Source organism: Streptomyces mangrovisoli, assembly GCF_000974985.2.
Lineage (GTDB): Bacteria > Actinomycetota > Actinomycetes > Streptomycetales > Streptomycetaceae > Streptomyces > Streptomyces mangrovisoli.
Window position 1 is genome coordinate 113,950 of sequence record NZ_LAVA02000030.1, and the last position, 15,272, is coordinate 129,221.

14 protein-coding genes are annotated in these 15,272 nt (G+C 72.3%); 7 read left to right on the forward strand and 7 right to left on the reverse strand.

The features are described from left to right. Nucleotides 1-28: 28 nt before the first annotated feature. Complete coding sequence (locus WN71_RS14535) at nt 29-1,606, reverse strand: alpha-L-arabinofuranosidase B (RefSeq protein ID WP_420856500.1); 1,578 nt, start codon at nt 1,604-1,606, stop codon at nt 29-31. Nucleotides 1,607-2,001: 395 nt separating this feature from the next. Here WN71_RS14535 and WN71_RS14540 point away from each other — a divergent pair, with 395 nt between their 5' ends. Beyond that, nucleotides 2,002-2,634, forward strand: coding sequence for a response regulator transcription factor (locus WN71_RS14540; RefSeq protein ID WP_046583144.1), 633 nt, complete (start codon nt 2,002-2,004; stop codon nt 2,632-2,634). 37 nt (nt 2,635-2,671) lie between these two features. Here WN71_RS14540 and WN71_RS14545 read toward each other — a convergent pair whose 3' ends face one another. The 3 genes from WN71_RS14545 to WN71_RS14555 all read right to left on the reverse strand — a co-directional run bounded on the left by WN71_RS14545 (nt 2,672) and on the right by WN71_RS14555 (nt 5,658). Next, a complete protein-coding gene (locus tag WN71_RS14545; RefSeq protein WP_046583057.1) occupies nt 2,672-3,463 on the reverse strand; it encodes a hypothetical protein in 792 nt (263 codons plus the stop codon). A gap of 29 nt (nt 3,464-3,492) precedes the next feature. Continuing rightward, entirely contained in the window at nt 3,493-4,032 is a 540-nt protein-coding gene (locus tag WN71_RS14550) for a SigE family RNA polymerase sigma factor (RefSeq protein ID WP_046583059.1), read from the reverse strand. Nucleotides 4,033-4,221: 189 nt separating this feature from the next. Beyond that, a complete protein-coding gene (locus WN71_RS14555; protein ID WP_046583060.1) occupies nt 4,222-5,658 on the reverse strand; it encodes an MFS transporter in 1,437 nt (478 codons plus the stop codon). A 261-nt stretch (nt 5,659-5,919) separates the two neighbouring features. Here WN71_RS14555 and WN71_RS14560 point away from each other — a divergent pair, with 261 nt between their 5' ends. The 6 genes from WN71_RS14560 to WN71_RS14585 all read left to right on the forward strand — a co-directional run bounded on the left by WN71_RS14560 (nt 5,920) and on the right by WN71_RS14585 (nt 11,823). Then, nucleotides 5,920-7,662, forward strand: coding sequence for an MFS transporter (locus tag WN71_RS14560; protein WP_046583062.1), 1,743 nt, complete (start codon nt 5,920-5,922; stop codon nt 7,660-7,662). A gap of 136 nt (nt 7,663-7,798) precedes the next feature. Continuing rightward, nucleotides 7,799-8,449 (forward strand): class I SAM-dependent methyltransferase, encoded by a 651-nt coding sequence (locus WN71_RS14565; RefSeq protein ID WP_046583064.1) that lies wholly within the window; start codon nt 7,799-7,801, stop codon nt 8,447-8,449. A gap of 22 nt (nt 8,450-8,471) precedes the next feature. After that, on the forward strand, nt 8,472-9,428 hold the full coding sequence (locus tag WN71_RS14570; RefSeq protein ID WP_079177860.1) for an N-acetylmuramoyl-L-alanine amidase: 957 nt from the start codon (nt 8,472-8,474) through the stop codon (nt 9,426-9,428). A 159-nt stretch (nt 9,429-9,587) separates the two neighbouring features. Next, nucleotides 9,588-10,349, forward strand: a complete 762-nt coding sequence (locus WN71_RS14575) for a DUF5336 domain-containing protein (protein WP_206300079.1) — start codon at nt 9,588-9,590, stop codon at nt 10,347-10,349. 110 nt (nt 10,350-10,459) lie between these two features. Next, on the forward strand, nt 10,460-11,473 hold the full coding sequence (locus tag WN71_RS14580; RefSeq protein ID WP_046583068.1) for an LLM class F420-dependent oxidoreductase: 1,014 nt from the start codon (nt 10,460-10,462) through the stop codon (nt 11,471-11,473). 65 nt (nt 11,474-11,538) lie between these two features. Beyond that, a complete protein-coding gene (locus WN71_RS14585) occupies nt 11,539-11,823 on the forward strand; it encodes a hypothetical protein (protein ID WP_046583069.1) in 285 nt (94 codons plus the stop codon). A 109-nt stretch (nt 11,824-11,932) separates the two neighbouring features. Here WN71_RS14585 and WN71_RS14590 read toward each other — a convergent pair whose 3' ends face one another. From WN71_RS14590 to WN71_RS14600, 3 genes are read right to left on the reverse strand one after another with little or no spacing between them, the layout of a single operon-like run. Next, entirely contained in the window at nt 11,933-13,000 is a 1,068-nt protein-coding gene (locus tag WN71_RS14590) for a prenyltransferase (RefSeq protein WP_046583070.1), read from the reverse strand. Beyond that, the gene (locus WN71_RS14595) at nt 12,997-13,740 is read right to left on the reverse strand and encodes a class I SAM-dependent methyltransferase (protein WP_046583072.1); all 744 of its coding nucleotides are present in this window, start codon (nt 13,738-13,740) and stop codon (nt 12,997-12,999) included. The genes WN71_RS14590 and WN71_RS14595 overlap by 4 nt, the downstream gene beginning before the upstream one ends. Further along, nucleotides 13,734-15,149 carry a glycosyltransferase family 4 protein gene (locus tag WN71_RS14600; protein WP_046583074.1) on the reverse strand — a complete coding sequence of 472 codons (1,416 nt, stop codon included), beginning with the start codon at nt 15,147-15,149 and terminating at the stop codon, nt 13,734-13,736. The genes WN71_RS14595 and WN71_RS14600 overlap by 7 nt, the downstream gene beginning before the upstream one ends. Nucleotides 15,150-15,272: the final 123 nt, after the last annotated feature.

Below are 15,272 nucleotides of genomic sequence, written 5' to 3' on the forward strand. Positions count from 1 at the left end.
GGGCTCGCGGGCTCACGGGCTCACCGGTCTACGGCGCCCAGGGTGACGTGACCGTCCAGCTCACGTCGTCGGTCCAGGACGTCGCGCTGTCCCAGGCGTTGGAGCCGCCGTCGCTCGCGATGTAGACGTTGTAGTTGTAGTGGCGGATGTATTTCGTCGGGTAGTTGTACGACGCGAACGACGTGCCCGTGCCGCTCTTGCCGGTCGTCGGGCAGAACGTGGCGTCGGCTCTGAACTGGGCGGTGCCGTCCATGGGTTGTCGGTAGAGCCGGTAGTTGTAGTGGCGCAGATAGTCGCCGGGGTAGTTGCGCGACTCGAAGGAGACGCACGAGCTGCTCGCCAGGCCCTTGCGGACGATCCAGGTCGCGTCGTTCTTGTCGAGGGACGAACTGCTCGACGTCACCGAGGAGAGGACGGCCGCGTTGGCCTGGTGCCGTATGTAGTCCGTGGTGCAGCAGGAGGTCGTCGCGGCCAGCGAGATCTCCGACCCGGCGGTCAGTGAGCCGGTGGAGCCGGTCGAGCCGCCGTAGCCGACGGAGACGATGTTCGACTGCACGGCGTCGTCGGCGGCGTCGGTGGGGATGCCGGAGGTCATGACACCCTCGAAGAAGGAGCCGATGGAGCCGTTGCTGTTGTCACCACCGGTGCCGAGGACGATCGCACCCTCCTGATGCATCGGCGAGTAACCGCCGCCGTTGACGGTGGGCTCGCCCCCGGAATACGTGGTGGTAAGTCCACCGGATTGCGCATTGCCGTATTTCAGCGCGAAATGGTCCTGGCCGTTGTTCTTCAGCAGTGCGGTCACGAACGGCAGCGCGCCGGTCCCGGTGTTCGAGGAGTTCTTGCTGTATCCGGAATCCGACTGGAACAGCCCGTTCTCCAGGTCGGCCTGGACCCAGGGGCCGGAGCCGTAGCAGGGCGAGAACCAGCACTCGGTGCCGAAGTTGATCGCGTCCATGTGCCCGTTGCCGGTGTCCTTGTTGTTCGTCTCGGCGTTGCCGTAGTCGAAGCAGCAGGAGCCGTTGACGTGGGTGCCGGAGGTCACCATGTACATCCCCTCGGCGCCGCCGTTCGTGGCCACGCCCGAGGTGGCGTTGTTGCGGTAGCCCATGCCGGCCGAGATCTCCAGGCCGTAGACCTGGTGGCCGCCCACGGTCACCGGCAGCGCGTCCGCCGGGGCGCCGACGTCCGCGGCACCGGCCCCGCCCGCGCCCTCGATCGTGAGGTCGTTGTGGCGCGCGGACTGGTCGTAGATCTTGGTGATGATGCAGGTGGTGCCGGAACAGAAGGAGTCCTGGGCCGCGGCGTTGGCATAGCCGCCGGTCGCCAGCAGTCCGATGTTCGTGGTCGCGCTGTCCGAGGCGCGCTGCACCTGGTAGAGCGAGCCGCTGTACGACGAGTACAGCGCCCTGACCAGGCTGTGCGCGGCCACGCAGGGGGTACCCGCGGAGGCGTAGACGTCACAGGGCAGCGAACTGGCGGCGGCCGCCTGCGGGGCGCCGACGCCCAGCGAGAGGCCGACGGCCAGCGCGGCGGCGGCCACAAGGGCCCAGAGCGGCCGGAGCCGTTGGAGCGGTCGGAGCAGTGGGAGCGGTCTGGAGAACACGGCGCACCTCTTCCGTTCCTGGTGGGGCAGTGCGGGTGGGGCGGTGCACCGGCACGTACGAAATACCGGACGCCGTTCGACCGAAATACCGAACCTCTCCTGTCATCCGATTCAGCCAAAATACCGAACGCGCCGAAAACGTGCCGGAATTGAATGGACCGCGGAAAACACGAACGCGATCCTCCGAATGCAGAGGCGATTGTTTTCCGCGTGGCGGAGGCCGTCAAGAGTCGCGGACGGGAATGGCGCAGAGTTTCCTTCTCCGCCGCGGCCGACGCCGCGCACAGCGACCTCGGCCCGCGCCCCGGCCCCGGCCCCTGTCCCCCGCCCGGCCGCTCGGGCCTCTGCCGGGTCTCTGCCGGGACTTCTGTGCCTACTCTTGACCCGTGAACGAGATGCCCGGCGAACACCGCTCCGCGAAGTGCGTCCGAGTTCTGCTCGCCGAGGATCAGGGCATGATGCGCGGCGCGCTCGCCCTGTTGCTCAATCTGGAGCCGGACATCGAGGTCGTCGCCCAGGTCTCCCGGGGCGACGCCATCGTGGACGCGGCCCTCCTCCAACGGCCCGACGTGGCGCTGCTGGACATCGAACTGCCGGGCATGAGCGGTCTGGACGCGGCCGCCGCGCTGCGCGAACAGGCCCCCGACTGCCGGGTGCTGATCCTCACCACGTTCGGCCGGCCCGGCTATCTGCGCCGGGCGATGGAGGCGGGCGCCGCGGGCTTCCTGGTCAAGGACGGCCCGGTGGAGGAACTGGCGGACGCCGTACGGCGCGTGCTCACCGGCGAGACGGTGATCGACCCGGCGCTGGCCGCGGCGGCGCTCAGCGCGGGGCCGAACCCGCTGACGGCCCGCGAGTGCGATGTGCTGAAGGCGTCGGTGGACGGGGCCACCGTCGCCGACATCGCGGCCGAGCTGCACCTGTCCGAGTCGACCGTGCGCAACTACCTGTCGTCGGCGATCGGCAAGACCGGTACCCGCAACCGGATGGAGGCCATGCGCGAGGCCCGGCAGCAGGGCTGGCTGTGACCGCCCCCGCCGCCGGGCGCCGCGTCGTGGCCCGCCGTCAGCCGATCACCTTCGCGCTCTTGTAGTACGTGTTCTCCGAGGCCAGGCACACGAACCACTTCGTCCGGAACCCGGTGACCGTCCGGGGCACCACCACGGTGCTGGTGCCGTCGTGCCAGGTGCACTCGACCTTCGGGGCGGTCCCGGCGACCTGACCGACCACCAGTCGCGGCAGGTCCTTCTGGCCGTCCGCGAAGGGCAGGGAGGCGACCTCCATGTCGGTGCCCGTCAGGTCTCCGGGCGAGGCGTCCGTGCCGAACATGAGCACCTTCTCGGGATGCCCCTGCCAGTCGCGGACGACGAAGTGCGAGGTCTTCCCGATCAGCTCGGAGGCGTTGCCGTAAGTCCCGACCCGGTCGGCGTCCTTGCCGTAGATCGCGGGGCGAAGGCCCAGCAGCGCCATCGCGGCCACCTGCCGGGTCGCCTCGGCCTTGGTGCGCGGCGCTCCCCACACCTCGATCGTCACCTTCCACCGTTGGCCCAGCTCGGTCCCGGCGCCGATCTGGGTCCGCAGCGGCGTGTACACGTGACGCTCGTCCGGCGTGGTCGGCGCCGACGCGGTCGACGCGGCCGCCGCGTGTCCGTTCCCGGTGGCGCCGCCCGGCAGTCCGGTCACCGCCAGCGTGCCGCCGGCCGAGACCGCGAGCACCAGGGTCGTGGCCGTCGCGACCGCCCAGCGGCGGGCCTTGCGCCGGCGTCCGCCGCGCAGCACGGACTGCACGGGGGCCGTACCGATCTCGACCTCGTCCGCGGCGTCCGCGAGGAGGAGGCTGATGTCCGTCTGCGTCATCTCGTGGTTCCTCTCCCGGTCCTCGCCCCTCACAGCCGCCTCCCGTGGGTCACCGTCTCGGCCAGGCCCGGTATGGCGCGGAGCTTCGCGATCCCCTTGGCGGCGTTGCTCTTGACGGCGCCGACCGAGCAGCCCATGGCCTCGGCCGTCTGCGTCTCGGTCAGGTCCTCCCAGTACCGCAGGACCACCGCCTCCCGCTGGCGCGGGGGCAGTTGGGCGAGCGCCGCGAGCAGGGCGCCGCGGTCGTCGGCCTGGGAGATGCGGTCGCCGGTGTCGGCGACCTCGGGCACCAGGCCCGAGTCGTCCCTCGGTGCCAGGAACTCCTTGAGCCGCCTGCGGTGCCTGCGGGCGTGTGCGTTGATCATCATCCGGCGTACGTACGCGTCCGATTCGTCCGCCGCGGCGATCTTGCGCCAGGCCACGTAGACCTGTTCGAGTGTCGACTGGACCAGGTCCTCCGCGGCGTGCTGCTCCCCCGTGAGGAGAAATGCCGTGCGCAGCAGCCGTGGCCAGCGGCCGACGACGAAGCTCTGGAACTCCATGTCCCGAGCCTTCTTCCGTTCCCCCATGGGCACCTCCTTGATGTCAAAAGGAGTCCATGAGGCCCCCGGACCGTTGCCTCGTCTCGCGCACATCTTCGAAGGACCTGCGCCACCTCCGCCAGAGCTGCGCCGCCTCCGCCAGACTCGCGCCACCTCCGGCAGACCCGCGCCACCTTCGTCCGCGCGAGACCCACGCCGCCTCCGTCCGCGCGAGACCTACGTCGCCTTCGTCCGCGCGCCCTTCCCCGGCAGCCACACCCACATCATCACCGCGCCCGCGAGCAGCACCGCCGTGCTGGTGCGGAAGGCCAGCGCGTAGCCGTCCGTCAGTCCCTGCGGGGTGTCGTGGCCCGCGGTCCGGGCCGCAGCGAGGGTCGACATGACGGCGAGCCCCAGCGAACCGCCCATCGTGCGGGAGGTGTTGACGAGTCCGGAGACCAGTCCGGCCTCCTCCGGCGCGGCGCCCGAGGTGGCCAGGGCCGCGAGCGGGGTGGCGGCGAGGCCCGCGCCCAGCATCATCAGCACGCCCGGGACCATGATCCCGGTGGCGTAGGAGCTGTCGGCGGTCATGGTGGACTGCCAGGCGAACCCGGCGGCCGCCACCAGCGTGCCCAGCACGGCCACGGTGCGCGCGCCCGCGGCCGGCATCAGGCGCGGGGCCAGCTTGGAGCCGAGGACGACCGCGAGGGAGCTCGGCACCAGCGCGAGGCCGGCGTCCAGCGGTGAGTAGCCGAGCACGTTCTGGGCGTAGAGCGTCATGAAGTACCACATGCAGAACATCGCCGAGCCCGACACCAGCATGGCCGCGTCGGCCGCCGCGACGGAGCGGACCTTCAGCAGCCGCAGCGGCATCAGCGGGACGGCCGTACGGGACTCGACGAGCACGAACAGGCCGATCAGCGTGAGCCCGGCGGCGAGCGGCAGCAGGGTGGCCGACGACGTCCAGCCCTCGGCCTCGGTCTGCGAGATGCCGTAGGCGAGCGTGGCGAGTCCGGCCGTCACCAGCAGCGCGCCCGGCAGGTCGAGGCGGCGCCGCTCCCCGGCCCGGCTCTCGGTCAGCCAGGCCGCGGAGCCGAGCAGCACCACCGCGCCGACCGGCACGTTGATGAGCAGCACCCAGCGCCAGGACAGCGAGTCGACGAGGACCCCGCCGACCAGGCCGCCCGCCGCGCCGCCGCCGGCGCCGACGGCGGTCCAGGTGGCGATGGCGCGGGCGCGGGCGGCGCCCTCCGGCACGGCCGCGGTGAGCAGGGTCAGGGTCGAGGGGGCGAGGACGGCGGCGCCGAGTCCCTGCACCGCCCGCGCGCCGAGCAGCTGCGGGCCCTCCTGGGCGAGGCCGCCGGCGACCGAGGCCAGCGTGAACAGGCCGAGGCCCACGAGGAACATCCGCTTGCGGCCGTAGAGGTCGCCGGCGCGGCCGCCGAGCAGCATGAATCCGGCGAAGGCGATGGCGTAGGCGTTGACCACCCACTGGAGCCCCGACGCGCTCAGCCCGAGGTCGGCGCGCATCGACGGCAGTGCCACGTTCACCACCGACACGTCGAGGACGACCAGGAACTGGCCGGCGCAGGCGAGCGCCACCACCAGCCAGGTCGGGGGTGCGGTGCGGCGGGAGACGGCGGCGGCGTCGTCGGTTCTCAGCATGGGCGTCATGGTCTCAACCGGGGTGCGCCCCTTGCATCGGGATTTCGTCCCGGACCGGCCCGGGACGCCCGACCTAGGTCCGGGTGGCTCCCGCCGTGGCAGACGGGGTCCGGGTCCGCGGCCGACCCCCAACAGAAGGTAAAGAAATTATCAGTACACCGAAGCAACGGAATAGTTGCTCATGCATACGTCGTTCGTCATGCATGTATCCGCGTACGTCCGCTTCGTACGCGCCTCGAACTTCCCTCACCGGCCTGGAGGCCCCACCCCATGACGCACACGTCGACCGGCCGGCCCGCGCGGGCAGCGAGCGGGGCCCTGGTCCCGGTCCTCGCGTTCGCGGGCATCGTGGTCGCGGTCATGCAGACCCTGCTCGTCCCCGTCATCAAGGACCTGCCGCAGCTGCTGGACACCGAGGCCAGCAACGCCACCTGGGTGCTGACCTCGACCCTGCTCTCCGGCGCGGTGGCCACGCCGATCATGGGCCGCCTCGGCGACCTCTACGGCAAGCGGCGCATGCTGATCGCCAGCCTCTCGGTGATGGTGGTCGGCGCGCTGCTCAGCGCCGTCACCAGCGCACTGATCCCGATGATCGTCGGCCGTTCCCTGCAGGGCTTCGCCATGGGCGCCATCCCGCTCGGCATCGGCCTGATGCGGGACATGCTGCCCCGCGAGCGGCTCGGCTCGGCGATGGCCCTGATGAGCTCCTCGATCGGCGTCGGCGGCGGTCTCGCGCTGCCGCTCGCGGCGCTGGTCGCCCAGCACGCCGACTGGCACGCCCTCTTCTACGGCGCCGCCGGCCTCGGCGTCCTCTGCATCGTGCTGACCCTGGTCGTCGTGCCGGAGACCCCGATGCGGGCCGAGGGCTCGTTCGACCTGCCAGGCGCGCTCGGGCTGTCCGCCGGCCTCGTGCTGCTCCTGCTGCCCGTCACCAAGGGCAGCGACTGGGGCTGGTCGTCCGGCACCACGCTCGGCCTGTTCGCCGCCGCCGTCGTGGTCCTGCTCGTGTGGGGCCTGTTCGAGCTGCGCGTCAAGGCGCCGCTGGTCGACCTGCGCACCACCGCCCGCCGCGAGGTGCTGCTGACCAACCTGGCCTCGATCATGGTCGGCGTCAGCTTCTACGTCGTCTCGCTGGTCCTGCCCCAGCTGCTCCAGCTGCCCACCGCCACCGGGTACGGCCTCGGCCAGTCGATGGTCTCCGCCGGCCTGCTGGTGGCCCCGCTGGGCCTGACGATGATGCTGACCGCGCCGGTCTACGCGCGGCTCTCCGCCCGCTACGGCCCCAAGGTCACCCTGCTCCTCGGCATGTTCGTCATCGCGATCGGCTACGGCGCCGGCCTCGGCCTGATGAGCGCGGCCTGGCAGAGCCTCGTGATCTCGGTCATCCTCGGCGCGGGCATCGGCCTCGCGTACTCCTCGCTGCCCGCGCTGATCGTCGGCGCGGTCCCGGCGTCGGAGACGGGCGCGGCCAACGGCCTCAACACCCTCATGCGCTCCATCGGTACGTCCGTGTCGAGCGCCGTCATCGGCATGGTGCTCGCGAACACCGCGCACACCGTGGGCGGGGTGGCCGTCCCGACCATGCACGGCTTCCGCGTCTCCTTCCTGATCGCGACGGCGGCGGTCGCCGTCGGCCTGCTCCTCGCGGTGTTCCTGCCGAAGCAGAGCCGCCCCGCCCAGCACACGCAGCTGCGCGCCAGCAGCGAGGAGGAGGCGGGCATCGCGCACGCCGAGGAGGCGCTGCGCGGCTTCAGCGGCCGGGTCCTCGACGCGGACGGCGCACCGGTCGCCCGCGCCAAGGTCACCCTGATCGACCGGCGGGGCCGCCAGGCGGGCGCCACGACCTCCGGGGAGGACGGCAGCTACGCGCTCGCCGTGCCCGAGCAGGGCGCGTACGTCGTCGCCGCGCGGGCCCTCGGGCACGGCCCGCTGGCCTCCTCCGCGACCCACTCGGGCGGCGACGAGCCGGTCCGGCTCGACCTCGCCCTGCCGGGGGACACGGTCCCGGCGTGAACGCCGCTCCCGGCCGTACGGCCCCGGGTCGCTGAGATTCTCCCCACGCGTACCCCCTGTCGCCCCGGCGGCGGGGGGTACGACAGCATGGGCGCCTGCACCGCCGTACGACCGCCCTACCCGCGAGGAGCGCTCCATGCCCGCCACGCCCAAGCCCGAGATCCTGGCCGCCTTCGAGGCGGCGAAGGGCTTCATGCCCATGGACGAGGGGCTCGCGCTGTACGCCGCCGCGGCCGAGGCGGGCCGGCTCGGCCTTCCGCTGCTGGAGGTCGGCACCTACTGCGGGCGCTCCACCGTCCTGCTCGCCGACGCCGCCCGCGAGGCGGGGGTGACCGCGCTCACCGTCGACCACCACCGCGGCAGCGAGGAGCAGCAGCCGGGCTGGGACTACCACGACCCGGAGACGGTCGACCCGGAGATCGGCCTGATGGACACGCTGCCGACGTTCCGCAGGACGCTGCACCGGGCGGGCCTGGAGGAGCACGTGGTGGCGCTGGTCGGCCGCTCGCCGCAGATCGCCGCGCTGTGGGCGCGGCCGCTCGGCCTGGTGTTCGTCGACGGCGGGCACACCGACGAGCACGCGAGCGCCGACTACGAGGGCTGGGCGCCGCATGTCGCCGAGGGCGGGCTGCTCGTCATCCACGACGTCTTCCCGGAGCCGGAGGACGAGTTCACCGGGCAGGCCCCCTACCGCGTGCACCAGCGGGCGCTGGCCTCGGGCGCGTTCACGGAGGTGTCCGCGACCGGTTCGCTGCGTGTCCTGCGGCGGCGCGGGGCCGGGATCTGAGGGCCCGGTTAGAGTCGCTGACGTGTCCTACTCAGGCCCGGAATTCGAACCGCCCCAGCCCTCCCGCCGCTCCCCGCTGCGCCGCCCCCTGACCGTCGCGCTCGCCGCCCTGGTGCCGGGCGCGCTGCTCGGCTGGATCGTCTACGCGGCGGTCGGCGGGCCCGACGGCTCCGCCACCGCCGCCGCCTCCCCGGCGGCCTCCTCCCCGTCGCCGTGGTCGGCCCCGCCGCCCTCGACGAGCGCGGGCAAGGACGGCGCGAACGGCAAGGGCACGACGCCGGCGCCCACCGGTTCCGGCACCGGCCCGCTCGCGGGCAAGGTCGTCGTCATCGACCCGGGCCACAACACGGGCAACGCCCGGCACACGGCCGAGATCAACCGCAAGGTGGACATCGGCAACAGCCGCAAGGAGTGCGACACCACCGGCACGTCCACCAACGCCGGTTACGCGGAAGCCCGGTTCACGCTGGACGTGGCGCACCGGCTGCGCACGCTCCTCGAAGCGCAGGGCGCCACCGTGAAGTTGACCCACGACGGCGACTCGCCGTCCTGGGGTCCGTGCATCGACGAGCGGGCCCACATCGGCAACACGGCGCACGCCGACGCGGCGATCTCGATCCACGCAGACGGCGCGGCGCAGGGCGACCGCGGCTTCCACGTCATCCTCCCCGGGGCCGTGCACGCCGGGGGCGCGGACACCCGGCCGATCGTGGCCGCGTCCAAGTCGCTCGGCGAACGCGTCGCGGGCAACTTCCTTCGCGCGACGGGCGAACAGCCGTCCAACTACGTCGGCGACGGTACCGGCCTCGTCACACGTGAGGACCTGGGCGGTCTCAATCTGTCAACGGTTCCGAAGGTGTTCATCGAGTGCGGCAACATGCGCGATAGCAAGGACGCGGCGCTGCTCACCAGCGGTGCCTGGCGGCAGAAGGCGGCGCAGGGGATCTCGGAGGGAATTGTGAGCTTCCTGCACGGGTAGGGATCAGCGCACCGATCCCGGCGGACAGCCTGATCGTCCGGACGATAGTGTCGTCCGTACGATGAGGGGTCACCCCCCGTGCTTCCCACCGGGCCCGCAGGGCGACTTGGTGACAGCGACGCCTCTACCGACGACGAGACGATCTACGAAGGATCTGAAGTGAATATCCGCTCCCTCACTCGGGGCGACGGCGTGGTGATCGGAGCAGCGGTGTTGCTGTTCATCGCGTCGTTCCTCAACACCTACGACGGCATCGACATGAACTCCTGGGACAACCTCGGGGACGGCCTCGGCCTGTACCTGGGCGGAGTGATCGGCGCCGGTCTCATCGTCGCCAACCGCACGCTGCCGCAGCCGCGCAAGGTCGCGGGCCTGGACCTCGGCACGGTCGGCACGGCCTTCACGGTCCTGGTCTTCTGGATCTTCTTCTGGACGCTGGTGGACGTGCCGGACTCGGTGGACGCCGCGTCGGGCCTGATCCTCGGCTTCATCGCCGCGCTCGTCCTCGCGGGCGGTGCCGTCGCCACGGAGCTGGTCCCGGCCCTGAAGGCGCCGCTGATCAGCAACGCGCCGCGGCCGGTGGGCCCGCCGCCGTTCGGCGGTCAGCCGCAGGGTGGTTACGGCTACCCGGGCGCGCCGCAGCCGGCGTTCGGCGGCGGTCAGCCGCAGCCGGGTCCGCAGCCGGGTCAGCCGTTCGCGGGCCAGCAGCAGCCCGCCGCCTCGGACTTCTCGCCGTTCTGGTTCGCGGTGCCGGTGGCCCGGCCGCTGTTCCCGGAGGACGGCTCGCCGACGCCGATCGCCGAACTGGCGCCCGGCACCTGGTACCTGGCGGTCGAGCAGCGCGGCGCCCAGCTGGTCGCGCAGACCCAGGACGGCCGGCGTGGCGTCCTCCAGGACACCTCGGGCATCCAGCGCGGCTGACGCGCGGTCTTCCCTTCGCGGCCCCTCGCCCTTCCGGGCGGGGGGCCGTTGTCGTACAGTCGCAGCTCCACGCACGCTTGCTGACGGCACGTCAGATGGGGTGAGGCGTCATGCGGTTGGGGCTCGCACTGGGCTACTGGGGGCGCGGCCCGTCCGCGGACCAGCTGAGCCTCGCGCAGGAGGCGGAGCGGCTCGGCTACGACTCGGTGTGGACGGCGGAGTCCTGGGGCTCGGACGCCTTCACGCCGCTGACCTGGATCGCCGCCCACACGACGCGGATCGGGCTCGGTACGGCCGTGGCGCAGATGGCGGCGCGCTCGCCGGCCACCACCGCGATGCACGCGCTGACCCTGGACCATCTCAGCGGCGGGCGGATGCTGCTGGGCCTCGGCCTGTCGGGTCCGCAGGTCGTCGAGGGCTGGTACGGGCGGCCGTTCCCGTCCTCGCCGCTGACCGCGACCCGGGAGTACGTCGACGTCGTACGGCAGGTGCTGCGGCGCGAGGCGCCGGTCGAGCTGGACGGACGGTTCCATCCGCTGCCGTACCGGGGATCCGACGCGACCGGACTCGGCAAGCCGCTGAAGCCGATCACGCACCCGCTCCGCGCCGATCTGCCGGTGCTGCTGGGTGCGGAGGGGCCGAAGAACGTCGCCCAGACCGTGCGGATCGCCGACGGCTGGCTGCCGTTGTACTGGTCGCCGGAGCGGCCCGTGGAGGTGTACGGCTCCGCCCTCGAGAAGCTGCCCGCGGGGTTCCGGGTGGCCCCGATGGCCCAGGTACGGGTCTGCGACGACATCGCGGAGGGCCTGCTGCCGGTGAAGGCGATGCTCGGCTTCTACATCGGCGGGATGGGCCACGCGGCCCGCAACTTCCACGCCGACCTGATGGCGCGCATGGGGTACGGGCAAGAGGCCCGGCGCATCCAGGAGTTGTTCCTCGCCGGGCGGCGCGAGGAGGCCGTGCTCGCCGTCCCGGACGCGTTCGCCGACGAGATCTCCCTGGTCGGCCCGCGCGAGCGGATCGCGGAGCGGCTGGAACGGTGGCGCAAGGGCCCGGTGACGGATCTGCTGGCGCTCTCCCCCGACCTGGCGACGCTGCGGGTGCTCGCGGAGCTCAACTCCTGAGCCGCGCGCGGAAAGAGCGGAAACCGGCCGGGTTTCAGGTGCGTTCCAGCGGCAATCCGGGTCTCATGTCTAGATATCGCGGCAACGAGGCCGGGACGGTCATCGCGATCGTCGCCGACATCATGGCCCTCATCCTGGGCCTGTGGATTCTCATGTACCTGCTGGACGCGAACCGCGCGAACGACTTCGTGCAGTTCATCCACAGCGCGGCGCGCTGGCTGGCGGGCTGGTCCTACGACCTGTTCACGTTCGACGCGGCGTGGGCGCGGGTAGTGGCGGGCTACGGCCTCGCCGCGGTCGTCTACCTGTTCATCGGCCACGCGATTGCCCGGCGGGCGGCTCGGCATTGAGCTCCGCTCGCGTTGGGCGAGGGGTTCGCGGGGTGCGTCGCCCGCGGGCCCCTCGTGGCCGGGCGCGCAGTTCCCCGCGCCCCTTTTGGGCGCGGGGAGCTGACGGCGTTCAGCAGCAGTCGGGGGACAGGCCCGTGGGGAGGTTGTCTCCTCCGAAGACCGTGCAGGTCGCCTCGTGGCCGCCCAGTGCGGCCACGGCCAGGAGGAGGGAACCGGCCGTCCACGTGGTCAGCTCGCGCGGCCAGATCGCGTCGTCCTCGAAGACGTAACCCGTCCAGTACAGACCGGACTCCGCGTCCCGCAGGTGCTGGATCGACTGGAGGATCTCCAGCGCGCGGTCCGACTCCCCCATCGCCCAGAGCGCGAGGGCGAGTTCGGCGGACTCGCCGCCGGTCACCCACGGGTTCGGCACCACGCAGCGCACGCCGAGGCCGGGCACGACGAACCGCTCCCAGGACTCCTCGATCCGGGACTTGGCCTCCGCGCCGGTGAGCGCGCCGCCGAGGACCGGGTAGTACCAGTCCATCGAGTAGCGGTCCTTGTCGAGGAACCGCTCGGGGTGGCTGCGGATCGCGTGCCGCAGCGCGCCCAGCGCCAACTCCCAGTCCGGCTGCGGCTCCTCGCGCTGCTCGGCGATGGCCAGCGCGCAGCGCAGGGCGTGGTGGATCGACGAACTCCCGGTCAGCAGCGCGTCCGTGGTGCGCCGGCCGTCGTCCTCCTGCTTCCAGCCGATCTGCCCGCCGCTCTGCTGGAGCGCGAGGACGAACTCGACCGCCGCGTACACCGTGGGCCACATGCGGTCCAGGAAGGTGTCGTCGCCGGTGGACAGGTAGTGGTGCCACACGCCGACCGCCACGTAGGCGACGAAGTTGGTCTCGCGGCCGCGGTCGGTGACGTCGTGGGCGTCGCCGTCGGCGTACGCCGCGAACCAGGAGCCGTCCTCCCGCTGGTGGCGGGCGAGCCAGTCGTAGGCGCGCTCGGCGGCCTCGTGCTCGCCGGCCGCGTCGAGCGCCATGGCGGCCTCGGTGTGGTCCCACGGGTCGAGGTGGTGCCCGCGGAACCAGGGGATCGCGCCGTCCTCGCGCTGCACGCCGAGGATGCCGCGGACGGTCGCGGCCGCCTGCTCGGCGGTGAGCACCCCCTCCAGGACGAGGTGCTCCGTCCGGGGAGTGGTCACCTGGCGTCCGTCCCGGCGAGCTTGGGCAGGTGGGGCTTGGTCGCGTAGGCCACGAAGCTCTTGCCGATCAGCGGGTTCAGCGCCTGCTCGGCGACCCGGGTGGCCAGCGGCTTCTTCATGATGTCCCAGACCAGCATCTTGTGGTACGCCCGCACCGGCAGCGCCTTGTCGTTGTCGACGCCGAAGGCGCACTTGAGCCACCAGTACGGCGAGTGCAGGGCGTGCGCGTGGTGGCTGCCGTAGGGCCTCAGGCCCGCCTCGCGCATCTTGCGCAGGAGTTCGTCGGCCTTGTAGATGCGGATGTGGCCGCCCTCGACCTCGTGGTAGGCGTCCGAGAGGGCCCAGCAGACCTTCTCGGGGCCGTAGCGCGGGACGGTGACGGCGATGCGGCCGCCGGGCCTCAGGACCCGGACCATCTCGGCGAGGACGCCCTTGTCGTCGGGGATGTGCTCCATCACCTCGGAGATGATGACGACGTCGAAGGACTCGTCGGGGAAGGGCAGGGCCAGCGCGTCGCCCTCCATGGCGGTGGCGGTCGCGCCCTCGGGGGCCTCGCCGGCCTCCTTCATCGCGGCGAACCACTTGGCGACCTCGCGGATCTCCTCGCCGTTCTGGTCGAGCGCCACGACCTGGGCGCCGCGCCGGTAGCACTCGAACGCGTGCCGGCCGGCACCGCAGCCGAGGTCCAGGACGCGGTCGCCCGGGGCGAGCGGGAACCGGGAGAAGTCGACGGTCAGCACGTGGCCCTGCTTTCGGGATAGACGCCTGTGTCAGCGGTGGGGACGAGGTCGGCGGGGGCGGCCGCCGTGCGGGCCGGCGCCGTGACCGGACCCGGGCGGGCGGCGCGCGCGATGGCCTCGCGGTAGCGGGCCACCGTGCCCTCGGCCGCCCTGGCCCAGGTGAAGCGGGCGAGGACGCGTTCGCGGCCCGCCTGCCCGAGGCGGGCGCGCAGGGCGGGGTCGCCGAGCAGCCGGCCGAGACCGGCGGCCAGGGCGCCCGCGTCGCCCGGCGGGACCGCGAGGCAGGTCTCGCCGTCGGGGCCGGCGACCTCCGGGATGGCGCCGCCGGTCGTGGCGAGCAGCGGGGTGCCGGTGGCCATGGCCTCGGCGGCGGGCAGCGAGAAGCCCTCGTACAGGGACGGCACGCAGGCGACCTCGGCGGAGCGGACCAGGTCGACGAGTTCGGCGTCGGAGATGCCCTTCACGAACTCGATCGCGCCCTCCAGGCCGTAGCGCTCGATGGCCTGCGCGACCGGGCCGTCCTCGGCGCGCTTGCCGACGACGACGAGGTGCGCGGCGGGGTGCTCGGTGCGGACCTTCGCGAGCGCCTCGACGAGGTAGATCAGGCCCTTCAGCGGCACGTCGGCGCTGGAGGTGGTGACGATGCGGCCCGGGACCACCGGCACGGAGGGGTCGGGCGAGAACAGGTCGGTGTCGGCGCCGATGTGCACGACGTGGATGCGGTCGTCGCGCACGCCGAGGTGGTCGACGATCTCCTGGCGGGAGGTGCCGGAGACGGTCAGCACCGACGGCAGGCGGCGGGCGACGCGCTTCTGCATCCGGGTGAAGGCGTACCAGCGGCGGACGGAGTAGCGGCGCATCCGGCCCTCGGCGGCGTCCAGCTCCAACTGCCGGTCCACGGTGATGGGGTGGTGGATGGTGGTGACCAGCGGCGCGCCGACGTCGCCCAGGAGGCCGTAGCCGAGCGTCTGGTTGTCGTGGACGACGTCGAACTCGCCGCGGCGGGCGCGCAGATGGCGGCGGGCGCGCAGCGAGAAGGTGAGCGGCTCGGGGAAGCCGCCGGTCCACATGGTCGCCACTTCGAGGGCGTCGACCCAGTCGCGGTACTCGTCGCGGGCGGGGGTGCGGAAGGGGTCCGGCTGGCGGTAGAGGTCCAGGCTCGGCAGCTCGGTGAGGGAGACCCTGGACGCGCCGTCGTAGCCGTCGTCGAGGACGGGGTACGGCTGCGAGCCGATGACCTCGACGCGGTGGCCGAGGCGGGACAGCTCGCGGGAGAGGTGGCGGACGTAGACGCCCTGGCCGCCGCAGAACGGGTTTCCCTTGTAGGTGAGGAGCGCGATGTCGAGCGGTCGCTCGCCGTCCGCGGCGAGGTCTCCGTGAGACCCCGTCGAACTGGCCTCAGCGGTCACTCCGGGCCCCCTTCTGCCTGCACTGTCCCGCGAGACTACGACGGGACGCTAATCTAGAACAAGTTTCAGACTTGATCGTTCGGGAGGCTCTGAATCTACCGGCAGGTAGGGGCACTGGGAGAA